At 33.1% G+C, this 25,839-nt stretch carries 22 protein-coding genes, 1 tRNA gene and 1 other annotated feature; of the genes, 15 read left to right on the forward strand and 8 right to left on the reverse strand.

The features are described 5' to 3' along the window. Nucleotides 1-45 precede the first annotated feature (45 nt). Nucleotides 46-471 carry a hypothetical protein gene (locus A2255_01035; protein OGI23565.1) on the forward strand — a complete coding sequence of 142 codons (426 nt, stop codon included), beginning with the start codon at nucleotides 46-48 and terminating at the stop codon, nucleotides 469-471. Then, entirely contained in the window at nucleotides 468-2,096 is a 1,629-nt protein-coding gene (locus tag A2255_01040; GenBank protein ID OGI23543.1) for a hypothetical protein, read from the forward strand. Before A2255_01035 ends, A2255_01040 begins: the two co-directional genes overlap by 4 nt. Nucleotides 2,097-2,387: 291 nt before the next feature. Here the strand turns inward: A2255_01040 and A2255_01045 are convergent. Beyond that, nucleotides 2,388-2,472: transfer RNA gene (locus A2255_01045), tRNA-Ser, on the reverse strand. A 114-nt stretch (nucleotides 2,473-2,586) separates the two neighbouring features. Then, nucleotides 2,587-3,291, reverse strand: coding sequence for a glycosyl transferase (locus A2255_01050; GenBank protein OGI23544.1), 705 nt, complete (start codon nucleotides 3,289-3,291; stop codon nucleotides 2,587-2,589). A 241-nt stretch (nucleotides 3,292-3,532) separates the two neighbouring features. Here A2255_01050 and A2255_01055 point away from each other — a divergent pair, with 241 nt between their 5' ends. Genes A2255_01055 through A2255_01065 form a run of 3 tightly spaced genes read left to right on the forward strand, consistent with a single transcriptional unit; the run spans nucleotide 3,533 to nucleotide 6,158 of the window. Next, nucleotides 3,533-4,336 carry a hypothetical protein gene (locus tag A2255_01055; protein ID OGI23566.1) on the forward strand — a complete coding sequence of 268 codons (804 nt, stop codon included), beginning with the start codon at nucleotides 3,533-3,535 and terminating at the stop codon, nucleotides 4,334-4,336. Beyond that, nucleotides 4,333-5,496: a lipid-A-disaccharide synthase gene (locus A2255_01060; protein OGI23545.1), complete on the forward strand. Its 1,164-nt coding sequence runs from the start codon at nucleotides 4,333-4,335 to the stop codon at nucleotides 5,494-5,496. The genes A2255_01055 and A2255_01060 overlap by 4 nt, the downstream gene beginning before the upstream one ends. Next, nucleotides 5,493-6,158 (forward strand): hypothetical protein, encoded by a 666-nt coding sequence (locus tag A2255_01065; GenBank protein OGI23546.1) that lies wholly within the window; start codon nucleotides 5,493-5,495, stop codon nucleotides 6,156-6,158. The genes A2255_01060 and A2255_01065 overlap by 4 nt, the downstream gene beginning before the upstream one ends. Nucleotides 6,159-6,367: 209 nt before the next feature. Here A2255_01065 and A2255_01070 read toward each other — a convergent pair whose 3' ends face one another. Beyond that, nucleotides 6,368-6,724 (reverse strand): hypothetical protein, encoded by a 357-nt coding sequence (locus tag A2255_01070; protein OGI23547.1) that lies wholly within the window; start codon nucleotides 6,722-6,724, stop codon nucleotides 6,368-6,370. 1,085 nt (nucleotides 6,725-7,809) lie between these two features. Beyond that, nucleotides 7,810-7,911: a binding site (purine riboswitch), on the forward strand. Between the two features lie 54 nt (nucleotides 7,912-7,965). Here A2255_01070 and A2255_01075 point away from each other — a divergent pair. The 10 genes from A2255_01075 (at nucleotide 7,966) to A2255_01120 (ending at nucleotide 17,722) form a co-directional block, all read left to right on the forward strand. Further along, nucleotides 7,966-8,670: a phosphoribosylaminoimidazolesuccinocarboxamide synthase gene (locus tag A2255_01075; GenBank protein OGI23548.1), complete on the forward strand. Its 705-nt coding sequence runs from the start codon at nucleotides 7,966-7,968 to the stop codon at nucleotides 8,668-8,670. After that, entirely contained in the window at nucleotides 8,667-8,921 is a 255-nt protein-coding gene (locus A2255_01080; protein ID OGI23549.1) for a phosphoribosylformylglycinamidine synthase, purS protein, read from the forward strand. Before A2255_01075 ends, A2255_01080 begins: the two co-directional genes overlap by 4 nt. Further along, the gene (locus A2255_01085) at nucleotides 8,918-9,550 is read left to right on the forward strand and encodes a phosphoribosylformylglycinamidine synthase I (protein ID OGI23550.1); all 633 of its coding nucleotides are present in this window, start codon (nucleotides 8,918-8,920) and stop codon (nucleotides 9,548-9,550) included. The genes A2255_01080 and A2255_01085 overlap by 4 nt, the downstream gene beginning before the upstream one ends. Beyond that, nucleotides 9,541-11,706, forward strand: a complete 2,166-nt coding sequence (locus A2255_01090) for a phosphoribosylformylglycinamidine synthase II (GenBank protein OGI23551.1) — start codon at nucleotides 9,541-9,543, stop codon at nucleotides 11,704-11,706. The genes A2255_01085 and A2255_01090 overlap by 10 nt, the downstream gene beginning before the upstream one ends. Continuing rightward, nucleotides 11,703-13,103: an amidophosphoribosyltransferase gene (locus tag A2255_01095; GenBank protein OGI23552.1), complete on the forward strand. Its 1,401-nt coding sequence runs from the start codon at nucleotides 11,703-11,705 to the stop codon at nucleotides 13,101-13,103. The genes A2255_01090 and A2255_01095 overlap by 4 nt, the downstream gene beginning before the upstream one ends. Continuing rightward, on the forward strand, nucleotides 13,069-14,037 hold the full coding sequence (locus A2255_01100) for a phosphoribosylformylglycinamidine cyclo-ligase (protein ID OGI23553.1): 969 nt from the start codon (nucleotides 13,069-13,071) through the stop codon (nucleotides 14,035-14,037). Before A2255_01095 ends, A2255_01100 begins: the two co-directional genes overlap by 35 nt. Next, the gene (locus A2255_01105) at nucleotides 14,006-14,539 is read left to right on the forward strand and encodes a phosphoribosylglycinamide formyltransferase (GenBank protein OGI23554.1); all 534 of its coding nucleotides are present in this window, start codon (nucleotides 14,006-14,008) and stop codon (nucleotides 14,537-14,539) included. Before A2255_01100 ends, A2255_01105 begins: the two co-directional genes overlap by 32 nt. Nucleotides 14,540-14,814: 275 nt before the next feature. Next, nucleotides 14,815-15,222 carry a 5-(carboxyamino)imidazole ribonucleotide mutase gene (locus A2255_01110; GenBank protein OGI23555.1) on the forward strand — a complete coding sequence of 136 codons (408 nt, stop codon included), beginning with the start codon at nucleotides 14,815-14,817 and terminating at the stop codon, nucleotides 15,220-15,222. Nucleotides 15,223-15,443: 221 nt separating this feature from the next. Further along, nucleotides 15,444-16,517: a hypothetical protein gene (locus A2255_01115; GenBank protein ID OGI23556.1), complete on the forward strand. Its 1,074-nt coding sequence runs from the start codon at nucleotides 15,444-15,446 to the stop codon at nucleotides 16,515-16,517. After that, nucleotides 16,514-17,722, forward strand: coding sequence for a hypothetical protein (locus A2255_01120; GenBank protein OGI23557.1), 1,209 nt, complete (start codon nucleotides 16,514-16,516; stop codon nucleotides 17,720-17,722). Before A2255_01115 ends, A2255_01120 begins: the two co-directional genes overlap by 4 nt. Here the strand turns inward: A2255_01120 and A2255_01125 are convergent. The 5 genes from A2255_01125 to A2255_01145 all read right to left on the reverse strand — a co-directional run bounded on the left by A2255_01125 (nucleotide 17,714) and on the right by A2255_01145 (nucleotide 25,246). Continuing rightward, nucleotides 17,714-20,167 carry a hypothetical protein gene (locus tag A2255_01125; GenBank protein ID OGI23558.1) on the reverse strand — a complete coding sequence of 818 codons (2,454 nt, stop codon included), beginning with the start codon at nucleotides 20,165-20,167 and terminating at the stop codon, nucleotides 17,714-17,716. The genes A2255_01120 and A2255_01125 overlap by 9 nt on opposite strands. A gap of 193 nt (nucleotides 20,168-20,360) precedes the next feature. Then, entirely contained in the window at nucleotides 20,361-21,503 is a 1,143-nt protein-coding gene (locus A2255_01130) for a hypothetical protein (protein OGI23559.1), read from the reverse strand. A gap of 226 nt (nucleotides 21,504-21,729) precedes the next feature. Beyond that, on the reverse strand, nucleotides 21,730-23,718 hold the full coding sequence (locus A2255_01135) for a hypothetical protein (protein ID OGI23560.1): 1,989 nt from the start codon (nucleotides 23,716-23,718) through the stop codon (nucleotides 21,730-21,732). A gap of 141 nt (nucleotides 23,719-23,859) precedes the next feature. Beyond that, on the reverse strand, nucleotides 23,860-24,090 hold the full coding sequence (locus tag A2255_01140) for an excinuclease ABC subunit C (GenBank protein OGI23561.1): 231 nt from the start codon (nucleotides 24,088-24,090) through the stop codon (nucleotides 23,860-23,862). A gap of 148 nt (nucleotides 24,091-24,238) precedes the next feature. Continuing rightward, nucleotides 24,239-25,246 carry a hypothetical protein gene (locus A2255_01145; GenBank protein ID OGI23562.1) on the reverse strand — a complete coding sequence of 336 codons (1,008 nt, stop codon included), beginning with the start codon at nucleotides 25,244-25,246 and terminating at the stop codon, nucleotides 24,239-24,241. Between the last annotated feature and the right edge of the window lie 593 nt (nucleotides 25,247-25,839).

Genomic DNA, 25,839 nt, shown 5'->3' on the forward strand with positions numbered 1-25,839 from the left:
GAATTTATTGATGTCCTTGTAATAGTTAATACAAGGGCATTAATTATGATAGAAGAACTTCAATATTTATCAAGACAGGAATTGATCAAGAGATGGAAAAAACTCTTTAAGAAAAACTCTCCACCTAATGCCAGAAAAGAACTTCTTATAAAACATATAGCATGGGAAATGCAGGCAAAAGAAAAAGGTGGTTATTCAGCTCAGACTAGAAAGAAACTTGATAAACTTGCTGAAAGCTTTGCTAAAAATAAAGAGGTAGACAATATTAAACCTCTTAAGGAATCTTCTACTCTTGAAATAAAGTCAGGGACAAAGTTAATAAGAGAATATAAAGGTGAAAAACACGAAGTTACAGCTCTTGATAAAGGGTTTGAATACAATAATAAGACCTACAAGAGTTTATCAGCTATAGCAAATGAGATAACCGGCACAAGATGGAACGGTAAAGTATTCTTTGGTATTAAGAAATGAGTAAGATAGATAAAAAAACTATTAAATGTGCCATTTACACAAGGAAATCTTCTGAAGAAGGTTTGGAGCAGGACTTTAATTCACTCCACGCTCAAAGAGAAGCCTGTGAATCGTATATTAAATCCCAGCAGCACGAAGGCTGGATTCTTGTTGATAAAAAATACAATGATGGAGGATTCTCTGGTGGTACATTAGAAAGGCCTGCTCTTAAACAGCTCTTTGAAGATATTGAAAAGGATGAAGTAAATATAGTTGTTGTTTATAAAGTGGATAGACTTACAAGATCATTAATGGATTTTGCGAAGATTGTAGAGCTTTTTGATAAGCATTCCGCATCATTTGTATCAATAACCCAGCATTTTAATACAACGACCAGTATGGGACGCTTAACTCTTAATGTATTACTGTCATTCGCTCAATTTGAAAGAGAAGTAACCGGAGAAAGAATTAGAGATAAAATAGCAGCATCAAAGAAAAAGGGCCTATGGATGAGCGGTTCAGCTCCTATAGGTTATAAGTTAAAAGAGAAAAAGCTTCATATAGATAGTGTTAATGCAAAAAAAGTAAATACAATTTTTGAAAAGTATCTTGAATTAAGGAGTGTTCCAGAGCTAAAGCGCTATCTTGAAGATAATAGTATCAAAACCAAAGCTGGAAACACTTTTGTTAAGGGTCATTTATACAGAATACTTCAAAACAGAACTTATATAGGCAAAATTGTACATAAGGGAAATATTTATGCAGGTGAGCATAAAGCTATTATTGATGATGTAGCATTTGAGCAAGCTCAAAAGATCTTATGTGAAAACAGGATTGCAGATAAGTGTTCAATAAGTTCTAATAATCCATCATTGCTGGCAGGAAAGATTTTTGATGATCGTGGTAATTATATGAGCCCAAGTCATAGTAATACTAGAAATAGAAAATACAGATATTACATAAGTCAGGCACTCATTCAAGCTCGAAAACAAGAAGCCGGTACAGTATCCAAAATTCCAGCAGGAGAAATAGAAGCTTTTGTTGGAAATGAAATAAAGAACTTTTTATCTAACACAAAAAATATCCAGCAATATATTGAAAATTATGATGTTAACAAACAAAAAGACTTATTATCAGGGTTAAAAATGTTGCAAGCAGGAATTAATGATAAACCAAATCCAGTTTTTATAAGATCAGTATTAAGTAAAGTAATCTTATATAAAGAAAAAGTTGATATTATACTTTGTAAGGATCAATTAATTAAGGCATTAGAATCAATAATATATAATACTCAGTTTCCTGAAGAATTAAAAGAAGAAGTCGATACTCCAATTCTTCTAACTAAGAATATTCGCATATCCCAAACTTTTAAAAGCAAGAGTATGTTGATAATTTCTGATTCTAAAAAGCAGGAAGTTAATATTAATTCTCAACTAGTTAAAGCAATAACTAAAAGTTATTACTGGAATAACCTTATTTTATCGGGGGAAGTTAATAATATTAAAAATATTAAAAAAATGGAAAATATTCCCGGGCACAGCTATATTTATAAAATTCTCGAATTGAGATATTTAGCTCCTGAAATAATAGAGAAAATTTTGAATGGTACACAACCAAGAGACTTAACTTGTTCAAAATTTATTTAAGATCAAAACTTTAGTCTGGGATGAACAGAAGAAATTATTAAACTTTTAAAACTATATTTATACAGGTTATTGTACAAGTTGTTGAAATTTATCAACAGCTTTTTTATTTGCCCAAAATCAGAAGTCCCCCACCAAAATATGAAACAGAGAAATTTGCTAAATTTTCCAATTAAATCCTGCTAAAATTCTCAAAAAATAATTCTCTTCTAATCTAAAAACTAAAAAATCCCGCCAGGTGCGGGGATTTGACCAGTCTGAAAGTTACTTATTCTCTATTAGAGGACTAAGATACGGAGAGGGCGAGATTCGAACTCGCGGAGGCTTGCACCTCACAGTCTTTCCAGGACTGCACCTTAAACCGCTCGGACACCTCTCCATATATATTTCAATATTAATTATACTATCAGCTCACGAACAATAGTCAAGAAAAACTTATGTCGGTAATGATATATGTGCAATTAGTATGCTTTAGCATCTAATCAGCCAATTATTAATCAAGAAACCTATATTTAACCAGAGCCCTTATGGCGCCGAAACCATCTTTCCAGGTGATTTTTTTACCTTCGTGGTAGTCTCTTCCATAGTAAGAAATTGGTGCTTCGTAAAGATGATATTTTCTTTTTAATACTTTTGCTGTTATTTCAGGTTCAAAATCAAATCTGTTTGATTTTATTGTTATATTTTTTATTACATCAGACCTGAAAGCTTTATAACAGGTTTCCATATCTGTTAATGTAGTATCATAAAGCAGATTGGTTAATAAAGTAAGAAATTTATTTCCTATTAAATGCAAAAATTTAAATGATCTTGCAGGTTTGCTGCCTGTCAGTCTCGAACCATAAACCACATCGGCTTTATCTTCAATTATAAGTTTTACCAGATCATTATAATCACTAGGATCATATTCAAGGTCAGCATCTTGTATAACTATAACATCGCCTGTAGTATAGCTGAGAGCTGTTCTTATTGCTGCACCTTTGCCCATATTTTGGGCATGATAGTATATTTTATATTTATTTAGATTTTCAAGTTCTTTTAATAACTCTCGTGTGCCATCTTTAGAGGCATCATCTACCATTACTATTTCTTTTTCAAGTGAGCAAAATTCAGCTTTTTCTATTTGATCAAGAATTTCTTTTAATGTCCCTATTTCATTATATATAGGAATTATTATGCTTATCTTTTCAGCTCTCACCCGTTTCCCCGCCTAATTCTATCTTATTGTAAAAAATCTAGCATTATTAAAATATAATTGTCAAGAAATGCATTTAAGCATATCATCATTATAGATGCTTGTGAAAATTAAGTAAAATTTATTACAATTTTGAGAATATCAGTGTTGAGTTTCTTTTTAGAGTATTGTAATAATAATATACTGGTTTATTATATATTTAGAAGAGTATTGAGTTTGTAGGTAAGAGTATTTGGATACTATATTGTCTAAAAAAATAGGTTTAATTGCTGGTGATGGAGAATTACCTGTAAAGTTATCTCGAACTGCCAAGAATTGTGGATTTGAGGTTGTAGCAATATCTCTTGCACCAAATAATAGAAGATTATTAAGTAATTATTGCAGTAAAATTTATCCATATGGCCCTGGAGAGATACAAAAAATTCTCGATACCCTTGCTAATGAAAATATAACTCAGGTAAGTTTTATTGGAAAAGTCCACAAAGGTTTGTTGTTAAGGAATCCACGATTGGATTCAATGGCAATTACTTTATTAAAAACAATGAAAAAACTCAATGATGATGCAATTATGCTTGGTGTGGTTGATGCATTAAATAAAAGAAATGTTAGTGTTTTAGATCAGACAATATTTTTAAAGGAGCTACTGGTAGCAAAAGGTGTTCTTGGTAAATATGAACCTAATGAACATCAAAAACTCGACATCGAATATGGTTTTACTACCGCTAAGGATATGGGTGGGCTTGATATAGGTCAATCTGTTGTTGTTCAAGACAAGATGATTCTTGCAGTAGAAGCAATAGAAGGGACTGATAGAGCAATTGAGCGTGGTTGCAGACTTGGCAATAGTGGAACAGTAGTTGTAAAAGTCAGTAAACCAAATCAGGATCTGAGATTTGATATTCCAACTGTAGGTTTAAATACATTAAAAACTATGAAAAAGTTTGGGGGAAAAGTCCTTGCTATTGAGGCAGAAAAGACATTTATTGTTCAAAAAGAAGAAATGATCAAGTTCGCAGATAAGCATAAAATGGTATTTATAGCAGTATGAAAAAGATTTTTATAGTAACTGGAGAACATTCCGGAGATTTACACGCTTCTTATGTGGTGAGAGAGTTAAGAGATATTATGCCTGATATTAGAATAGAAGCTGTTGGCGGTACAAATCTCGAAGCTGAAGGAATAAAGCTATTTAGTGACCACAGTAAGATGAGTGTTGTTGGTCTTGATGCCATTAAATCTATATTTAGCCATGTGAAATTGGGTAAAAGAATTTTAGATTACCTCAAAAACGACTATAAACCTGATTTAGTGTTATTAATTGATTATGGTGGCTTTAATTTAAGACTTGCAAAAGCTTTAAAACAAAATGGAATTAATGTATATTACTATATTTCCCCTCAAGTATGGGCATCAAGAAAAGGTAGATTAAATGTAATCAAAAAATATATTTCTAAAATGATGGTTATTTTGCCATTTGAGGAAAAAGTTCATAAAGCTGCCGGTGTAAATGTTGAATATGTTGGACATCCTTTATTATCTCAGCTGAATAAGGATTTTGATAAAAATAATTTTGTAAAAGCTAATAATCTTGACCCATACAAAAAAATTGTTGGAATATTTCCAGGTAGCAGAAAAATGGAAATCAATTATTTACTGCCAATTTTTTTGAAAGCTGCTTCTAAAATTCAGTCGTTTTCACAGAAAGTTCAATTTTGTATAGGACAAGCTCCAAGTATAGATGATGAACTGATAAATAAGCATTTAAAAAAGTTTAATAAAAATAATGATATTGATATAAAAATTGTAAAGAATCAGAATCATCCTTTGTTAGCAAGCTCTGATGTGGCAATGTTAGCTTCAGGAACCATTACTTTTGAGGCTGCTATTTATAAAACACCTATGGTTGTTAGTTATAAAGGACCGCTTTTAGCTTATCTGGGCTATCTGCTTTTGAGGTATATAAAATTTGCCTCATTACCTAATATAATTGCAGGTAAAAAGGTTGTTGAAGAGTTTCTGCAATATAAAGCAAAGCCTGATGATATTGCTTTTGAAGTTATGAGTCTTCTTCATAATCAGGATAAAAGAGAAGAAATGCTTCAGGAGCTTGAATCAGTACAGTTACAATTTGGAGATAAAATTGCTTCAAGAGAAGTAGCAAGGATCATAGGTGAGTACTTAAACAGAGAAATAAAACAGATATTATGAGAACATTCAAGGAAGAATTAAAAATTTCATTAGCTTCCTCTATTGGTTTTATGGGGTTAAAAGGGGCTGAAATGTCGTTAAAGTTAGTGCCTGTAAATTTTAATCCTAAATTATCGCCAGTTATTTTTGCTGTATGGCATGGAAGCCAGTTAGGATTGGCCAATGTTTCTCCAAGAATAAATACACATCTTTTAATAAGCAGGAGTAATGATGGAGAAGTTATAGCTAGGATTAGCAGTAAATTAGGCTATTCTACTATAAGAGGTTCAATGGGAAGAGGTGGAACAGAAGCTCTTAGGACTATTTTGAGAACACTTAGAGAAGGCAAAAACATTGCTTATACTGTGGATGGGCCAAGGGGACCAATATATAAAGTTAAAAGTGGTATCATAAAAATTGCTCAAATGTCTCAAAAACCAATAGTACCTCTAGTTCCTGCTGGAACAAGAAAGTTAGTTGCTAATTCCTGGGATAAATACCAAATTCCATTATTTACTAAGTGGATAACAGTTTTTGGTGATCCTATATATGTTCCAAAAGATATTAATGATGATGAAGTGGAACAATATAGACTGGCTCTTGAAAACAAGCTCTTTGAGTTGAGAGATCAGGCAGAAAGTTTGATATGTAAAGATAAAGCTTTAATTTGTAAAGGTGTTTAATACTAATACATAATAAAAAGCACTTGTTTTTATTCCGGAAGTCTTCTTTTATTAAGAGCCTATCCGAGAATTCAAAAAATGACGCTTAGAGATTGCTTCACAAGATAAATTTTAAAAATATCCCTGCTGAAAGGTTCGCAATTGACAGGAGGATTGTTTTTAACATATTATTTGCAAATCTTGCTACTAGCAGGTTTTATAATTTTCTACTATTGGGAGAGAGTTTCATCTATTTTAAATATTCTATTTTTTAACTCAGATATTGTGTTTTCAAGACTTTTGCTGTTTTCCTTAGCACTTTTTAATTCTTCTAATATTGATGAATTTTCAAAATATGGATAATCAGCCTCTTTTGATTGGGTTATTGGATTTGTAGTTTTATGAATAAAGTCTGCCCTTAGATCTGCTATATTGTGCAACTTATCAATCAGGATTTTTAATTGTTCGTTTTTACATTCCAGATTGAGACAATGCGCTGCAGTCTTTCTTCTCTCCCTAATAAGCTTGTCTAAATTCTCTTTTACCTCTTTATTAACATCTGAGGTATTTGGCTTTACCAAAATCATCACTCCTGCTAAGATTTAACTGTTATTATGATATTAATATAAAAATCAATTTGTGATTTTGCGAAATTGACATGGATCACTGAATACTAGTAGTGTAGCTCTGTATTATTTTGAAAAATAGGCTGATAGTCTAAAAAATGCATGTTGCTTTAACATTAGCTGAAAAATGTTACATTTTAGTGCTTTAAAAAGGGTTTAAGGTGCTTATTGATTCTATTTTTTGGCTTAGAAAAGCATTTGCTTTTATTATGCTCTATTTGTTTTTAAGTTTCAAATTGTTAATATCGCTTATATATTAAATTTTAGACTACTTTTGGCATGCCAAACTCATGTCATACCATGATGTCAGGCTTTTGATAAAAACAGGAAAAATTGAGTCGCAGATTTAGTATATGTTGATAAATTTTTCGCATTATATGCCTAAAAATAAGACACAATGAGCAGCACGGTCTAATTTAACAGTTCTTAACATTCTATTTGGTTAGAATAAGTAAATTTTTCTTCAAATTTTTGAATAGTATAGCAATTGTTGAGTAGTTTCTGTTTTTATAATAATATAGCTTAAATATTGGTATACAGTATTTTAAGAACAGAAGGGAGGTACGCTAAAAATAGAGTAAAAGGCAAATTGGTGAGAGTGATTTTAGAAAAGATGGAGGGTTTTCCAAGAAAGTAGTTATCCGGAAGGACACCTAAAAGTGTCCTTCTTCGTGTGATGTTTTTATAAAACTGTTGGGTATGGCCTCTAAAAGTCATAATCGGGACGGATTAATCCTCTCTTATGTAATATGATCTATATTTGGAATAATTGATAACTTAATACAGTACGAAGTACTTTGTCTCATCCTTATCAGAATTTGATTTGTGAAAAAAAGTAAAACTATATTATAGTTTGCAGGGTTTAGCTAATTAGGTATTTCTTGTATTTTGAATTTTTTTACTCTTTTTATGGTTGCAGAAATTCATTTTATAACTTTATTATTAGTAAAATAGTCATGATAATTGATTTATAGCTGTTAGGATAATTGTGTTTTATTTTTGACTTGAATGTTTACGTGTGATATATTGCAAACGTAAGACAATAATAAAAAGTACATTCTAGCTTCTATATAATCCCGTAAATATGGTATGGGAGTATCTACCGGAGGGCCGTAAACCTTTTGACTATAGAAGGTGCAGGATGGTAATTAATTTTACCTCACGCCTTCTTGGCGTGATTGTTTTTTTAAGGAGCAATGAGTATGGTAATGTTGTATGAGGGGAAAGCAAAGCAGGTGTATAACACCGAATCTCCTGATGAGGTAGTAATTTACTTTAAAGATGATGCAACTGCGTTTAATGGAATTAAAAAAGATAATATACCTGGTAAAGGTCGTGTGAATTTAGCTTTTACACGATTCTTTTTTAATTTACTGCATGAGCACGGTATTAAGACCCATATAGTTTCTTTTTTAGACGATTTGTCTTTAAGGGCTAAAAAAGTTGAGATTTTTCCTGTAGAAGTTGTGGTAAGAAATTATGCTGCCGGTTCTATTTGTAAACGTTTAGGGTTTGAAAAAGGCTTTAAATTTGAGCCTGCTCTTTGTGAATTTTTCTTGAAGGATGATTCATTAGGTGACCCTCTTTTATGCAAGGTTCACATAAAATATATGAACTCTGTCTCAGAAGATGAAATAGGAATTGTGGAGCAGCTTGCTTTAAAAGTGAATTCTATTTTATCAGAGTATTTAGATACTAAAGGAATTACACTTGCTGATTTTAAAGTTGAATTTGGTAAAACTGCGGATGGTGAAATTTTATTAGCTGATGAAATATCTCCTGATACTTGCAGGTTTTGGAAAAAAGGAACGATGGAATCATTGGATAAAGATGTGTACAGGGAAGAGAAAGGCAGTTTGATTGAATCTTATTGCCAATTGGCAGAAATTTTAGGAGTGGAACTATGAAATATTTGGCCGAGGTATTGATTACATTAAAAGAAGGCGTTCGTGACCCCCAAGGCGCCGCTATTGACACGGTTTTAAGAAGAGTTGGGATAGAAGAAAATGCAGGTGTTCAGGCAGGAAAGTCTTTTACTTTTTCTGTAACGGCTGATAATGAAGAATTAGCAAGAGAGAAGGTAAACAAAATTTGTGAAGATATACTTTTAAATCCAATATTAGAATCTTACAAAATAGGGAGGTTTGAGCAACTGTGAAAGCTGGAATTATTGTGTTCCCTGGAACAAATTGTGATAGGGATACTAAAAGAGCTTGTGAATTTTTCGGTTGGAAAGCTGACTATATTTGGCATGATGAAACCTCGCTTGACGATTATGATGTAATTTTTGTTCCTGGTGGGTTTTCATATGGTGATTATGTTAGAGCTGGAGGACTTGCTAAATTTAGTCCTGCTGTTTTAGCACTTAAAGATTATGTAAAGAAAAAAAGAGGATTTGTAATTGGTATTTGTAACGGGTTTCAGATATTATGTGAGGCAGGATTGTTGCCCGGGGCATTATCTGTAAACTGGAACACCAGATTTATTTGTGATATTGTTGGATTACAAGTGGATAATTCTAAATTTCCACAAACAATTAATTTGCCAATTGCCCATGGAGAAGGTAGATATGTAGCTACAGCAGTAGAGGATTTGGATGATTTTGCATTTTTGAAGTATGCTGATAATCCTAATGGTTCAATGCACAATATAGCTGGTCTATATGATAAGAAAAATAGAATTATTGGTATGATGCCTCATCCAGAGAGAGCGGTATTCGAAGAAACCGGTGGTACTGACGGCAGATATTTTTTCAAAATGATTGAGGAAGAATTAATATGCAATTAATGGAATTATATAAGGCTTTAAACATCTCTGACAATGAATATAACGAGATAGTAAATCGTCTTGGGAGAGTTCCTAATGAGCTTGAAGTTTATCTTTTTTCAGCAATGTGGTCAGAGCATTGTGGTTATAAGCATTCAAGAAAATATTTATCAAGGTTGCCAAAAGACGGTTCAATTTGTTCCGAAGAGAATGCCGGTGGTATTCCTATAGGAAATCAGGTGGTGATTTTTAAAGTGGAATCACATAATCATCCATCAGCTATTGAACCATTTCAAGGAGCAGCAACTGGAATAGGTGGAATTATTAGAGATGTACTTGCTGTAGGTGCAAGGCCTATAGCTTTACTTGATTCTTTGAAATTTGGTAAGTTGAATGATCATTCCACAAAACATCTTTTTGATGGTGTTATACGTGGTATTGCCCATTATGGAAACTGTATAGGAGTTCCAACAGTGGCAGGGGAAGTTGGCTTCGATGAATGTTATACGACTTCTCCACTTGTAAATGTTATGGCTGTTGGTATTGTTGAAAAGAGTAAAATTAAGACATCCGCAGCAATACCGGGTAATTTCATTATTCTTACAGGCTCACATACTGGAAGAGATGGTATTCATGGAGCTTCATTTGCATCTAAAGAACTATCTGAGGAATCAAAAGAAGATAGACCTTCTGTTCAAGTGGGTGATCCTTTTATGGGAAAAATATTAATTGAATCCACGCTTGAAATATTGGAAGTTCCTGAAGTAGTGGCATGCCAGGACTGTGGAGCAGCAGGATTGTTGTCTTCTACTTCTGAAATGGCATATAAAGGTGAGTGTGGGATTGATATTCACTTGGATGCAGTGCATCTTAGAGAAAGCGTAATGCAGCCCTGGGAAATTATGCTCTCTGAGTCTCAGGAAAGAATGGTATTTATCGTTGAGCAGGCGGGTTTAGATAAAGTTTTAGCAATTACAAAAAAATATGATATCCCTGCTGCTGTAATAGGCAAAACAACTGATACAGGAATGTATAGGTTGTTCTGGAATGAAAAAGAGGTGGCTTGTATACCTCCAGAAATACTTGCAGAAGGGCCTATGTATACGCTTGATGAAACTGAACCTGATTATATTCAGGAATATCAGTGTAAAAAATTAAATCAAAAAAGCTCTATTCCGGATGCTATTATACGTGTTATTACTGACCCTAACTTTGCGCCTAAAAAATGGGTATACAGGCAATATGACCATACGGTTGGCAATAGAACCTCAATCAAGCCGGGAGAAGCTGGTTCAGCCGGCATATGGTTAAATGAAGAAGGTGGAGTTATAGGTTTGACCATTGATTCTAACGGTAGACAGGTATTTTTAGATCCTTATAATGGAGCAAAAAATACTGTTTGGGAAGCTTATAGAAACCTTATTTCAAGTGGTTTTACTCCTCTTGGTGTTACTGATTGTATGAATTATGGTAATCCTGAAAAGAGTGAAGTTGCTTATCAGTTTGTAAAATCAATTGACGGCATATCTGATGCTTGTAGAGAATCAGGTATTCCGGTAGTGTCAGGAAATGTCTCATTCTATAATGAATGTCCTGATTATAGAGTCTATCCTACACCAACTATTGGCATGGTGGGTTATGCTGATACCCCTTCAAAGCTTATAAGAAACTCATTTATAAATGGTGAAACAGTAGTACTTATTGGAAAACAGATAAACGATTCTTCTGATATAGGTGGTTCTTTATATCAAAGAGCTCAATATGATTTTCTTGGAGGTAAAGTAGATTCTATTGATCCTGAACTTGAAAAGAACCTTCAGGAAGTTATATTTAACCTTAGAGATCAGAAGCTTCTTGGTGGATGTACAGATATTTCTGAATTGGGAATATTTGGTGCGCTTTTTGAGGGATTGAAATTAGGTAATACTGGATTTATCGGTCAACTTATAGATTGTAATGATCCTGAAAAAGCTCTATTTGGGGAAATTACAGGAAGGTACCTTATTTCAACAAGTAAAATTGATGAAGTAAGAAAAATTCTTGCTGAATCTGTAATTCCTTACAGAGAGCTTGGTATTTGCTCAGGAAATAAACTTGAATTTGATGGTTATACATTTGACAACAAAGAACTCTTTAAATTATATGAAGAAGCTATAGAACTGGAGATGAATGAATGAAACTTGGAGAGGAATGTGGCGTTTTCGGTGGCATAGCTTTTGAGGATAATATAGCTCCAATTATACGTAAGGGCTTGTTTATGCTGCAACACCGTGGGCAGGAAAGTGCTGGTTTGTGCTGCGGGGATCAGACTTTATCTTTGCATAAAGATAAAGGAATGGTTATGGAAGTCCTTAAAAACAAAGTAGTAAAAAATATTTCAGGTAAGTCTGGAATTGGGCATGTGAGATATTCAACTCAGGGTGGATCAGATAGTGCCCATGCTCAGCCTTATATGGTTAAATATCTTGATGAAAATGTTGCTATTGCTCATAATGGCAATGTTAAAGCTGCTATAGATATGCGTAAAAAGTTGGAGCAAGAAGGAGAAGTATTTCTTACTTCTTCTGATACAGAAATGATTCTCAAAAAAGTCATAAGCGCGCTCCGCAAAGCTCCTTCTCAATGGACTTATGAAGAAGTAGGAAAAGTTCTTAGCGACTATTTCACCGGAGGAGCCTGGTCTATACTCTTTGGTTTTCCTGGTAGAGTTATAGGACTTAGAGATCCTCTTGGGTTCAGGCCTTTATTTTTCTGTGAAGCTGAAGGAGGATATTTCCTTAGTTCAGAAGATAGTGCTTTTCAATTATTAGAACCAAAAAATATAATCGAAATTCAGCCTGGAGAGGGAGTTGAAATAACCCCAAACGGATATAGAATTCAGCGTTTTGCCGAGGAGATGCCATCAAAGAAATGTGTATTTGAGCATATATATTTTGCAAGGCCTGATTCTAATGTCTTTGGCAGGAATGTATATCAAACACGGGTTGAATTTGGGAAAAGATGTGCAATTGAGAATAATGTTGAGGCTGATATGGTAATTCCTGTTATGGATTCAGGATTTGCTGCAGCCATCGGTTATTCTCTTGAATCCGGTATTCCTCTTCATATGGGGCTTGTTAGAAATCACTGGGTAGGAAGAACTTTCATTCAGCCTCAGCAAAAAGAAAGAAGAAAAGGCGTACAGAGAAAATTAATGCCTATAGCTTCAGTTGTTTCAGGAAAAAGACTAATTCTTATTGATGATTCTATTGTGAGAGGAACAACATCCAAAGAAATCGTCAGAATGTTAAAGAAGGCTGGTGCTAAGGAAGTACATTTTAGAATTGCATCACCTATGATTATAAATACTTGTTTCTGGGGTGTTGATATACCTACTAAAGAAGAGCTAATTGCAAATTCTTATGAAAGTGTAGAAGAAATTCGTAATTATCTTGAAGCTGATAGCCTCGCCTATCTGTCTTTTGATGGATTGAAACAAATATTTGGAATTGATGGCTGGTGTTATCACTGTTTTGAAAATTCAGATAAAATAAGGTGCGATGAAAATGTTAAATTACAAACAATCGGGAGTTGATATAGATAAAGCGGATGCTTTGACAGAAATAATCAGAAAAACCGTAGCTAGTGATAATATTGGCATGTTTGCGGGTCTTTATGAGCATCCTTTTATTCCTGAATATTATTTAGTGGCTTGTACTGATGGAGTTGGTACAAAGGTTATCCCTCTTATTGAAAGAGGTCTTATTGATACTATTGCTGTCGATTTAGTTGCTATGAATCTTAATGATATGATTTGTACCGGTGCAATGCCAATGTTTTTCCTTGATTATTTTGCAACAAGCGCTCTTGATGTAGATATTACTGCAAAGTTTATAACAGCATTAAAAAATGTTTTAAGTAAATATAACTGTATGTTGCTTGGCGGAGAAACAGCAGAATTAAATGATTTAATCACAAAAGGTCATTTTGATGTTGGTGGTTTTGCAGTTGGGATAGTTAAAAAAGACAAAGTGCTTTCAAAAGATACCCTTGTAGAAGGTGATATCGTTATTGGATTAAGATCAAGCGGTCCTCACTCAAACGGTTATACTCTTGTAAGAAAACTCCATGAAAAAGGATTTCTTACAGATGAAGATATGAATGACGCATTGCAGCCAACAAATATATATGTGAATGAGATTATAGAGCTTTGTAATAAACAAACTTTAAAGGCTTGTGCTCATATAACGGGTGGTGGGCTTGCAGATAATCTTGCAAGAGCTATTCCTGATGGTTTATGCGCAGATATATATAAGAAAAACATTCCTTCTATGCCGATTTTCAAGAAAATAGCTTCTGCTGTTGCAGAAGAAGAGAGTTATAAGACATTTAATATGGGTGTGGGAATGTGTCTTATTGCTTCATCAGAAAATTTGGATGAGATTATGAAAGTATGTGTTAAGTTTGAGCCTTTTATTCTAGGGAGACTTGAAAAAGATGAAAAAAATTGCCGTGTTCGGCTCGGGTAATGGCTCGAATTTTGAAGCTATAGCTGAATATTTTCAGGATAGAAATGATATTAAGTTTGTTTGTATATCGGACAAGAAGGATGCTTTTATTCTTGAAAGAGCAAAAAGGCTTGGTATAGAAAATTATTATGTGCCATTTACGAATACGCTTGATTTTCTAAAGAAAAATGACTTTTATTTGGCTGTATTAGCCGGTTATATGAGGATTCTTCCTAAAGAAATTGTTGAATATATAAAAATTATTAATATTCATCCTTCATTGCTTCCTGATTTTAAAGGAATGGATGCAATAAAACAGGCTTACGAAGCCGGAGTTGAAGTTACGGGTGTGACGGTGCATTATATAGATGAAGGTGTTGATACAGGTCCTGTTATCGCCCAGGTGCCAGTATCTATTCAGGTTGGTATGAGCTTAGAACAATTAGAAGAAAGCGTTCATAAAGCAGAACATCAATTATATCCTCAGGTTATTGATCATTTACTTTTCAATAAAATCTTTTAGGTTATGTGAATTTTTAATTTCTTCTAACATAACATTATCGATTGGATATTAGTTTAAGTATAGTCATTGCGAGGAGGGCCGTAGCGTAAATTCGATGGATGAACTCTAATTTAAAGCCTGACGTGGCAATCTTTCTAGTAAGGAATTAAAGTGATAAATTGTAGTATGGATAGATTACTTCGTCACTGTGTTCCTCGCAATGACAGTTATCTTTAAGATATATATTATTTTTACAGAAAATTTACTAAAAATTAACGATGATTAGGAGAAATATAATGAAACAATTAGTTGTAATAGCTGGTTCAGAAAGTGATCGTGAGTTCGTAGAACCAGCATTAGCCTTGGCTAAAGACTTAAATATAGATGTCGAATTTCAAATTTATTCTGCTCATAGAAACCTCGAAGAACTTCTTAAATATCTGGATAAAGTTGAGGAAAATGGTCAAACTAAAGTAATAATTGCGGTAGCTGGTCTTGCAGCTGCTTTACCTGGTATCGTTGCAGCCAGAGTTAAGATGCCGGTAATTGGTGTTCCAAATGATGTGGGCCCTCTTCACGGTGTTGATGCCTTACTTTCCATGGTGCAAATGCCAAAAGGTGTTCCTGTCGCTTGTATGGCTGTTGGTAAACATGGCATGCTTAATGCTGTCCACTTTGCCGCAAGAATTTTAAGTCTACTTTAGGATGTGAATATTTTATTGGAGTTGAATTGATTCATAAGAGAAAATGAGCTCAGGGATTGGATAGAGAGCTAAATACTTTTATGTCTATATCCTGATGGGTTAGGACGCCTGAGTATTTAAATTATGAATTTTTCTGAAATTTTTAATCCTAGTACTAACGACTTTGTATGTGATATAACTTATTAAAAGTAAGGTCAATTTGCATTAAAATTCCAGAAACTATGGCTTTAAAAATGTACTTAAATCAAAAGACAATTAAAATACATTTAATCATGCTATTCATCTTATTGATGGCATGTATTCAGGATGTTTTTGCTAAAGATGTGAAATTAGCACCTGTGCCATCAGGTGATGCTATTATAGCTGCAGAAAATAGCAATTCAGATCCATTAAAAGAAACTAATATCACTGAAAAAGCTGATAATATAGACAAAAAAGCCCCAGAAATTAAAGAATTAATTGTTAATAAAGAACCTGAATTACCAGCTGATAATGATGATTCTGGAATAATGTTTAATATTAACAATGAAAAGAAGCCTGAATTAAGGGTTAGTGAGCCTGTAAAAAAAATAGACGGGCAATTATTTGAATCAGAAGATGAGAAAAAGCAATACACCTTCCAGAAACAAAAAGAAATGGATGTTGAAGATATTAGATTATTATGGGAATCAACTGTTGAGCGTAATACAGTAATTAAATTTGCATTAAAAAAACTGGCTATGCCAGCTGATCAAAGACGAATCCATTCTTCCATGATGGCTAAAACAGTCTCAACTTTGATAAGTGGCGTTGCAATTTTACCAAATATACTTGGTTTAGATTCTATAACAAGTACAGCATCTATGGCTGGAGGAAGTCTTGCTAACAGAATTATCCAGAATAAAACCATGCCAAAAGTAATGCCATTAACTGACTCTGAGCTTATTCAACTTGCAAAGTTAATAACAGATTTACAGGACAAAATTATAAACAATTATTATGAGTATAAAAGTTCACTTGAAGCTTTAAGAGTATGCAGGCAAAATTTAATACTCCAAAATAAAAATTATTCTGAAGCATTAAATTCCAAAAATAGTATTGCTATAATTGCTGCTTCATCTTTGTATGATAAAGAATTACTTAATGAATTAAGGCTCAAACAGCAAATAAAGCTAAAAAGACTAGAACTCGAAAGATTAGCTGGTGAAGAAATTGTATCAAAATTGAGTTTAACAAAGGTAGCAAGTGTTGAAGTTAACCCAGTTAAAACAGAAGAAAAAGTCAAACAAGCTGTCTCTGAGGAGGCAAAAAAATGAGGAAGGTTTTAGCTTTTTTATTAGTTATGATTTTTGCTTGTCCTGGTGTAATAGGGCAAGAGCAAACGCCTGCTGAAAAGCAGCTTAAGCCCCTTATGCCAAATGTTGGTATTGATGGGAAGCTGGAAGTTGTATCAGATAGTCAAAAGGATAAATTAGGAGACAAGATAGAATACGATATCAATGTTTCTGCTGATAATAAAGTAGAGGATAAAGATGAAAATTCTGTTAAAACTATCAAAATGAATGATACTAAGAAAAAAAAGAAGAGATTCAGCTTATTTAAAATAAAAAAAGATAAACCTACAGAAGATAAGAGTGAGATTAAAGCGGAAAATCTAAACCAGAAAAAACCTGTAGATGAGTCAATTATTGAAGCTAAAAATAAAGTAAATAATGAGAATTCTTTAGGTAATAATATTGAAAAACCTCAAAATGAATCAAAGCAACCTGAAGTTAAAGTGGATAATGCTTTAAATCAAGAGAACAAAGGTCAGCCTGAAAATAAACAAGAAGAGATAATATCAAAGAAAAGTCTCACGTACAGCGATCTTGATATTCAAAAAATTGCTGATGAAATAAAAGATGAACTTGATGATGAAGAAGCGATAGTTCTTAGTGACCTAAGGATTTTGTGGCAAGCGGCAGTAGAAAAGAGTGAAACAATAAGATTTGCTATATTGAAGCTTTCAAATCCAAATGGAGAAGAAGAAAAGAAGAATATGGTTAAAAAAATACTCACTCCATTAACCAGTGTTGCTCCACTTATTGGTGTTGGATCAGGTGATCCTGTAGCGGGAGGCAGTGCTATACTTGGAGGAGGATTACTGAGCTCTTTATTGGCTGATGATAGTCTTATAAATAATCAGCTATCAAGAGTGACCGATGTTGATCTTGTTGTTATGGCGCAGGAAATCGATAGCCTGCAGCAAAAACTTGTGATTTTATACTACAATTATCTGGGTTCTCTTGAAAGATTAAAACTGATAGATGAAACAGTAAATAATCGCTATAAATACTATGAAGCAGCTCATGCTTTATCGACTGAAGTGCTTTCTGTGGCTGACGTATTTTATAGAGAAGCTCTTGATGTTCAATATAAAGCAAGACAGGAAGTCTTAACTGCCAGAGCTGCACTGGAGCAATTGGTTGGCAATGAAGCTCTTATTCAGGTCGATAAAGAAATACATGATAGATTATATTAACTCCAGTTGTTCGGGCTCATTTATGTCAAATTCTTCGGGTTTTAATGGGTTAGTTGAGCTTGTTATACTGCACCCTTGCTCTTCATCATATTCAACTTTGATTATGTTATCTATATTTTCTTTAATATCATCTATGTGAGTAATTAGTATGACCTGCTCAAAGTTATTTGTTAGGCTATAAAGTAAAGAAACGACGTTGTTTCTTCTGTTTTCATCAAGTGAACCGAATACCTCATCAAGTATTAGAAGAGATAATGATCTCCCTGATCTTTGAGCTATCATTTGAGAAATTGCAAGCCTGATGCAGAGATTTGCTATATCTTCTTCTCCACCGGAGATAACGGGTTTTATTTCGCCATCATCGTATAAGCAGATTTCGTATTTATCATTTAATTCAAGACTGGAATACCTGCCGTCAGTTAATTCCATTAAAAATTTACTTGCATATTCTGATAGTTCAGGTCGTGCCTGATTATTAAGTTTTTCAAGGAAATAGCTGTAGAATCTATCAAGTTCTATCAAGTAATTTAGCTCTTCTTGTCTTGATTTAATCAGTTTTTGCTTATCTTTATGTGCCTTTTCTGTTTCTAAAATTCTATTTAAAACAGTATTAATTTCTTTTAGCTCACCCTCAACTTTTATTACCTCATACTGGGCATTATTAACAGCTTTTTCAGTATTAGAGATAAGGTCTTCAAGTTTTTTATATTCTTCTTCAGAGTAATTAAGCTGTTTTAATTTTTCGTCCAGTTCAGTTTTTTTATTTTGGGCCTGCTGTTTATCTCTAACAGCCGACTCGAGAGCCTGGCTAATTTTATCTTTATTTAATGTTTGAGCTTTTAAGCCTAAGATTTCATCATAAATCTTCTTCAAATTGCTAAATTCTTCTTTTAGCTTTTCGAGTAATTCTCTATCAAAGCCCTCAGGGACTTTTTTAAGAGCTTCTTCTATTTTAGTTTTTGTATCTTTTTTCCTTGTAATTTCAGACTTTAAGCTTTCAGAGAGCTTAATTTTTTCTTCAAATTGTCCTTGAATCTTGCTAAATTCTTCAAACTTCTTCTCAAAGTCTGCAAGAGCCAGACGGTTTGTTATGATGATTTCCGGTTCTGCAATCAGCGTTTCTTCTTGATTGACTAAATCCTGAATTTCTTTGCTGATATCTTGAATTGTTTCCTTAAAATGAGAGATAACTTTTTCAAATTCACCTTTTAATGGTCTTTCGCAGGTAGGGCAGTCTCCATCTTCTCCTTTTTGCTCAATAATAGAGCATTGAGTAGCCACCTTATTAAGCTCTTTTTCTTTCTGGCTTATAAGAGTTTTTATTTCCTGTTTTTTAGAGGACCATATTTTAGTTTCTTCTTGAACGGTTAATTTTAATTTGTCAATCTTGCCCTTGAGCTCAATAATTTGTGCAGGAATCTTTCTGTTAAAGTCTATTAGCTCATTAATCTCGGTTAATTTCTTTTCATACTGAGATACTTCCTGATTGATACTATCAAGCTGAGTTAAAAATCTTTGTTTTTCATATTCGTGTTTTTGAAGTTTTTCTAACTCCTGAATTTTAGCTTCAGTTTTTTTATATTCATCAAGATGCTTCTCTAATTCTTGAAGTCTTTTAGCCTTAAGTTCGAGATCAGAGTTTTCGCCATTTAAATTTTCTATATTTTTTTCAAGATCATTAATTTTATCAAGAGTATATTTAAGCTCAGTATTATATCTGTTAAAATCCTCTTTAATTGTTTTAATTTTTGACCAGGTCGGGTGAAGTTCACCAAGTTTAGCTTTATCTTCTATAAGTTTTGCTTGCTTAACTTCATGATTTTTTCTGGTAATTTCTAATTTTTCCTGAATTTCTTTTTTTTCGGTTTCTATTGTTTCAATATCTCCAAGGCCCTGCTTGATTCCTACAATTTCGTTGGTGATATTATTTTTGTCTGTACGGACTTTTTCTTGAGATTCTCTGACTTTTTCGTAGTTTAAAACTTTACTTATGAATTTTCTTCTCTCAATAGGTTTTTGGTTGCCGAGAAAGTTTAATTCTTTTTGTCCTGTAAAGTAGGTGTTAAAAAATTCATCCTTAGTCATGCCAAGCTTATCTGTAAGGTATTTGGTGACTTCTTGTTGTGTTGTTACTATAGGAGCTGCATTTGTATCGATATAGACTTCTGCTTTATCAAGCCATCTTATGACTTTGTATGTTTCATTGTCTAAAGCGAAGACAAGCTCGACCCTTACTTTCGATCTTGCAGGGGCTTTATTCCACTTGATTGTGTCTTTGTTTCCTCTTGCGGCTTCAGTTCCATAAATAGCCCAGGTAATAGCTTCCAGAATCGTACTTTTCCCTGAGCCATTAGTACCATTAATGACTGTGATACCGTCTGAGAAGTTTATTTTGGTATCTTTATGTTGTCTAAAATTTTCCAGTTCAAGTGAAATTAACCGCATTTTTTATTTATTGTCCTTAAATTATTAACTTATCTCACCTTGTCATTGCGAGGAACTAGTGACGAAGCAATCTTTCTATTGCTATTTGTTGTAATACAGAAAGATTGCCACGCACCTTCGGTGCTCGCAATGACACAATGTTTATTTGGAATGATTGATGACTTAGCATTTATATTAATACCTCATAATGACATTAAACGATGGAATGTTCTAAATATTCTTTTGCTAATTTGCTAAATTTATCCATATCAAGACCTTGACTGAGCTCGAATTGTTCTAGTTCCTCTTCCAGGTAATCATAAATGCCTTTTCTTTTTTCTATAGGTTCTCCATTGGCATTTATTGTTTTTATTATAGAGTCTTTTTTAATTAAATTAAGTCTGAAGTGAATAGCAATTTTCTTAAACTCTCTTATTTTCTTATAATCAAGACTTCTAATAGATACAGGATCAACATTTTCAATAGTTAATCTGATTATACTTTTATCCAGATCCCTTATTTTTTCTACTTCTTCAGCTATTTTTTGATTAATCTCTTCTGCTGTAAGATCAAGAGCATTGATTCGTTTGATATCTATGACCGTTCTTGGACTTTTTAAAGAATGAAATTTGCAGACCTTATTATCAAGATCGAATTCAATTAAACCTTTTTGATCTTTTGCTTCCTGCCAGATGTTTGTAGTAGTTCTTTCAATTGCTCCAGAGTAATAAGCGTTAGGAGCAAGCTCTTTAAATTTGTGATAATGCCCAAATGCTATATAATCCCATTCGGGCTGAGCAATATCATCTTTTTTAATCAGGGAACCATTTCCATAACCTACTGCTTCAGGGCAATTTTCGTAAGTTCCGTGGATGATCATAATATTATATTTGTAGTCCTTATTGGGCTTTAAACTTGTTTCTTCAATAGAAGATAAACCGCCATGAGGAATGCATAATACTGAGGTGTTAAGGTTATCTACAGGAATTTCCTGGATAGTTTCGTTAACTACTTTGACTTTTGATATAACAGTTTCAAAAATACTTAAAATACTACCTGATTCTGCTGACTTAACAGCTTCATGGTTTCCTGAGATCATAATTATCGGTGAATTGCAGGATTGTCTGAATCTTTGTAACAGTTTAATAGTTGCATATATAGTGAAGTTACTCGGTCTTGGTCTATGAAAAATATCTCCTGCCATAACTATTAAATCAGGATTTATTTGGGCTATTTTATCAAGAGCTTCCTGAAAGGCTTTCATAACATCTTTTTCTCTGATGTTTAAGCCATTCTGATCCAGCTTGTTATAAGCTCTATATCCTAAATGTAAGTCTGCTATATGAACTATCTTCATTTTTTATTCCGTTTAGTACTTAACCATATTAATTATGTAGGGTAAGTATGTTTATGAAGCTGCCTTTGAAATGCGGAGATGACATTGTCACTTTTCTCAGTCATCAATTATTCCATTGAGGACTTAATTATGTGCATTAGCACTCAATAGCAGCGTAATAAATGTACTTACCTGAAATAATATTTTTCACTATTTTAACCTTTTATTTTCGGTATCAAGTAATAGTTTAGCTATTTAACCAATCATCTATATCTTCTACTATTACAGGGGATTTTGAATGTGTATCGGCAAAACTTTGCCTTGGTGGCTTTTTTCTGAGTGTTTTTTTGAAAAATTCAAGTGGTTTGTCTTTACCTTTTCTCTCAGTTTCATTGAACGCTCGAATTATCTCATCAGATTCCACTCCTATTATAGCGTCTTTTATATCAGTTGCCCTTAGATTTTTATCAAGACGTTTAAAATTAAGAATCATTGCATCTTCAAAATTTCTTTCAGGAGCAGATTTAAATTTATTCATGCCATCCTGACTGGTCATAATAGCAGGCCTTGGGAATCTTACAAATATATATTGATTAAAGTGTGGGTGCCTAATCAACAATTTACCCTTTTCAAGTACAGTTAATTCAGCTTTTATAGTGGATGGCATGACGCTGTAACCTTGATTTGCAAGTTCATCCATATCCATTCTTCCATAAATACTCGTTCCGCAGTTGCCGACTATTCTTTTATGTACCTGAGATTTAAACTGCTGAGCTGAGAATAAGATTAAACCTAAATATCTGCCTCTTTCTGATATTTCCAGCAGGGTTTGCTTTAAGTATGAATTTCCTGAATCGTTTGAAGCATATTTATTAAGCTCATCCACAAATACCAGAACTTTATCTACGCCTAGGCTCTTAGATTCAAGCTGCTCTCTTAGTTTTTCAACTACTCTTGTAAATACTAAATCCTGAGCTAGAGGTATTACATTTGCAATATCAACTACATAAACGGTTCTGTCTTCAAAGCTACCCCATGGAAGGTCATGACTTATGGAGTCATTGGTTATCAAACCTTTGCATCTGGTATTGATATTCATTATTCTATTGTAGACTTTTCTGATTGTAGCTATGGCATGCCCTCTCCACTGAGATTTACCTTCGCTGTTGTTGCCATCTTCACCGCTGGATTCAGCGAAAATTCTCTGAAACCATTCATCTAAATCGTTAAAATTCTCAATTTTCTTGTGCATGCAGTAGAATGAATCGATTTTATCGTTATCTATGACCTTTTCACTCATAAATGATAAGAAAGCATCTGCTTTTGCGTCCACGTCATCTTTGTTTAGCACGACCTGAACATGATCTATAACTTCTTTTAAACCCCAGCTTAAAGCGCTGACATTATGCACTAAATCCTCATGGGTTCTTAAAGTATTTAAATTAACCTTATCAGCTTTATATGGAGCGTAATAGTGAACTTTTTCAAATGGCTTTGCTTCCATTTGAAGTTTTTCATACATTTTAAGTTCTTCAGGGCTAAGATTTTCTGCTGCTTGATCTAAGAAAAGCAAGTCAGAGCCTTTTACATTAAATAATACAGCTGCCACTCCACCTTCTCCTTTGTAATGCTGGAAGGTGCTGCTAAGTAAAAATTCTATGATACTGGTTTTGGTGGCTAAACCAGATACACCTGTTACGTTTAAATGAGCAGCTTCTGGTCCGATTAAAAATTTTGAATCAAGATATACCGGAGACTGATTGTCTCCATTTACATATAATCCAATTGGAATACCTGTTTCATCTGCATATTTATCCATCCTAAGAGATTTTCTTACTGCTTCGTCATCTGCTAGATAAACGTTGCCTATTGATACAGGTTGAATAGGTTCTTCAGGAACCATTTTTAATACTGAAGCAGTATAGTATCTTATTTCTGGCCTTTTAGTCTGTGCAGTTAAGCCTAAATTAGGGTCACCTTCAGAACTTATATAATCATGAATTGGTGCAGCAAGATCGGTGTAACTTATGCCTTCTGTTACAATACCGTATATTTCTCTTTTTGCTTCATCATCAATGACTTTTACAATAGTTCCAATCCCGACAGGAGAATCAAGATTAGTCCAGAAGTTAAAAGACTGAGCAGTATTAGGATTTTTCTCCGTCGCAACAACTCTGCCGACTATTTCAAGCTGTATTTCTTGGTTTTTATTTTTAATGGTTTTAGCAATTTCCATTATTTCATTGTCCTTCAGTTTTAGTTCTTTGATATTTCTGGTTATATTAGATAATTTCAAAAGCGTGTGTGTCATTGTGAGCCATTTAACGTGATAATTTGTTTTAATCGTACTTGCGAAACAATCTCAAAGCATAAGGCTCTAAATACTTATTTCATCATATAAATCTTTCCAGTTTTCATTGATACTATTTACCAAATTTATTTTCTTTTCTCTTGTACCGTTTTTTATCTTTTTCTCTCTTAGTATTGCATCTTCCGGGTTGTCATATATTTCATAATATACTAATTTATTCAAATTATACTTAGAGCTAAAACCTTTCACAAGTTTATTCTTGTGTTCGTATACTCTTCTGTTTAAATCGTTTGTCATTCCTGTATAAAGTACATATTAGTGCTTTGAGATTGCTTCGCAAGTGCGATCAAAGCTGGTTTTTATGATTCTTGGCTCGCAATGACAGGGGTATATTTGGAAGAAATGCAGACCTGAGAATTTGGTTTGGTCATTTTTGAAATTACTTTTAGCATAAGCTTTCAATCACTGCCCAGCTTGGGGCTTTGCTTTTTAAATAGTCTTCACAGTATTTGACGGGGTAAATCATTCTGTCCCAGCGTGAAGCCGGAAATGCTATTGGATTTGTTTCCAGCAAAATCCAGCTGCTTATTGTATCAACTTGTGATAATAATTCTTCTTTTGCCGGTATCTCAACTCGAATTATCCCAAAATCAATATTACCACTGGATTTACTTTCATGAAGTCTTAGATACCAACTGTAAATATTTTCTTTTTCAGGCTGAAATACGCTCGATCTTTCGCCTTTTTTGAGGTTAAAAATTTTATTCTGATCTTCAGGTGAAAAATAATAAACGTGATGAGACTTAATTATTCCTGCAATTCTTGAACTTGAGGTTATTTCTTTATTTTTATTTTCTAGCCTGCCGTCAATAAACAGCCAACCATCATGATGACCTTGGTTTAGCCATTCCAGAACCAGACCTCTTTCAAGCCTTCCTCTGGTTTCCTGAATATCACTATGGGCTTTTCTCTCAAATTCCTTTGGAAATTGAGGATAAGTACCCGTTTCTTCATCTTTTATCCCAACGTTAGATATTGTGAAATTATAATTCCTGAGTTCTTCTGGATTAACATAATTTTCAGGAGCATTTGTATCTGTTTTCACAGGAAGATAAATTTTTTCTGATTTATCTTCTAAGCCAATAGAATGCATTTTTTTATCGGTTCTTTTCATTATTACAGCAGCTACATAGCCGTATATTAGTGGAATAAACCTATTTTTATCATTAAAAGTTACTTTTCTTTCAATTCCGTCTAAAAAATATGAAAATTCTGAATTTGGAGTTTCTATATTAATATGTTTGATCTTAAGCGTGGAATCCTCAATTAATTCTGCTTTTTTCCTTTCAGGTATATCTGGAATTTGTGCAAATTGAGAATTCCACTGATTTTCTTGGGTTATCAGTGGTCTAATATTCTTATTTCTTAAGTATTTAGAAAATTCTTTTAACATTTAGAAAGTTAAATATCCTAATTAACATATTTAACTTATACCAAATTATAAGTGCATACAAAATATCAATTGTTAAAAACTTAAATAAGCTTAACTGTAAGTTTTTTATAATTGCATAGTAATTATCTGAATATCGACAAATGCCAGAGATTTCAATGTACCTTTTAGGTATTTATTACAGGAGTTAAGAGATTTTTTTACGCAAATATAGCTAAAAACTAAATATTTTTTAAAAAAAGAAAGCCGCTGTGGTGCGGCTACTAGACTTGGGGAGGAGGTTTTGGTATGGTAATCAGTGGTCTACAATATTTAAATCGGCAATTTTTTTATAAACTTTATGATTTTTTTTATTTTATTACGAAATCTTTACACGAAATAAGTAAAAATTTATCGAAATAATTAATTATTATTCGTACAGATTGAAGAAATAGAATTTTATTTGACTAACGGGACTATAGAATGAATTTTTCAGATGTAATCTGGAATAGATCAATTTAAAAACTAAAAAAATACAAGAAATTAATATCCGGTTATCTGATTATTTTAAAACTCAAATTTAGCTAGTTGGGTACTCTGTGTTTAGCAAGATTATA

The organism is Candidatus Melainabacteria bacterium RIFOXYA2_FULL_32_9 (genome assembly GCA_001784615.1).
Lineage (GTDB): Bacteria > Cyanobacteriota > Vampirovibrionia > Gastranaerophilales > UBA9579 > UBA9579.

What these genes read in the sequence shown, in the direction of transcription:
- A2255_01040 (OGI23543.1), top strand. Translation starts at nt 468, where the DNA reads ATGAGTAAGATAGATAAAAAAACTATTAAATGTGCCATTTACACAAGG.
- A2255_01120 (OGI23557.1), top strand. Translation starts at nt 16,514, where the DNA reads ATGAGGAAGGTTTTAGCTTTTTTATTAGTTATGATTTTTGCTTGTCCT.
- A2255_01035 (OGI23565.1), top strand. Translation starts at nt 46, where the DNA reads ATGATAGAAGAACTTCAATATTTATCAAGACAGGAATTGATCAAGAGA.
- A2255_01140 (OGI23561.1), bottom strand. Translation starts at nt 24,090, where the DNA reads ATGACAAACGATTTAAACAGAAGAGTATACGAACACAAGAATAAACTT.
- A2255_01080 (OGI23549.1), top strand. Translation starts at nt 8,667, where the DNA reads ATGAAATATTTGGCCGAGGTATTGATTACATTAAAAGAAGGCGTTCGT.
- A2255_01145 (OGI23562.1), bottom strand. Translation starts at nt 25,246, where the DNA reads ATGTTAAAAGAATTTTCTAAATACTTAAGAAATAAGAATATTAGACCA.
- A2255_01075 (OGI23548.1), top strand. Translation starts at nt 7,966, where the DNA reads ATGGTAATGTTGTATGAGGGGAAAGCAAAGCAGGTGTATAACACCGAA.
- A2255_01100 (OGI23553.1), top strand. Translation starts at nt 13,069, where the DNA reads ATGAAAATGTTAAATTACAAACAATCGGGAGTTGATATAGATAAAGCG.
- A2255_01130 (OGI23559.1), bottom strand. Translation starts at nt 21,503, where the DNA reads ATGAAGATAGTTCATATAGCAGACTTACATTTAGGATATAGAGCTTAT.
- A2255_01095 (OGI23552.1), top strand. Translation starts at nt 11,703, where the DNA reads ATGAAACTTGGAGAGGAATGTGGCGTTTTCGGTGGCATAGCTTTTGAG.
- A2255_01125 (OGI23558.1), bottom strand. Translation starts at nt 20,167, where the DNA reads ATGCGGTTAATTTCACTTGAACTGGAAAATTTTAGACAACATAAAGAT.
- A2255_01135 (OGI23560.1), bottom strand. Translation starts at nt 23,718, where the DNA reads ATGGAAATTGCTAAAACCATTAAAAATAAAAACCAAGAAATACAGCTT.
- A2255_01070 (OGI23547.1), bottom strand. Translation starts at nt 6,724, where the DNA reads ATGATTTTGGTAAAGCCAAATACCTCAGATGTTAATAAAGAGGTAAAA.
- A2255_01105 (OGI23554.1), top strand. Translation starts at nt 14,006, where the DNA reads ATGAAAAAAATTGCCGTGTTCGGCTCGGGTAATGGCTCGAATTTTGAA.
- A2255_01065 (OGI23546.1), top strand. Translation starts at nt 5,493, where the DNA reads ATGAGAACATTCAAGGAAGAATTAAAAATTTCATTAGCTTCCTCTATT.
- A2255_01090 (OGI23551.1), top strand. Translation starts at nt 9,541, where the DNA reads ATGCAATTAATGGAATTATATAAGGCTTTAAACATCTCTGACAATGAA.
- A2255_01060 (OGI23545.1), top strand. Translation starts at nt 4,333, where the DNA reads ATGAAAAAGATTTTTATAGTAACTGGAGAACATTCCGGAGATTTACAC.
- A2255_01115 (OGI23556.1), top strand. Translation starts at nt 15,444, where the DNA reads ATGGCTTTAAAAATGTACTTAAATCAAAAGACAATTAAAATACATTTA.
- A2255_01110 (OGI23555.1), top strand. Translation starts at nt 14,815, where the DNA reads ATGAAACAATTAGTTGTAATAGCTGGTTCAGAAAGTGATCGTGAGTTC.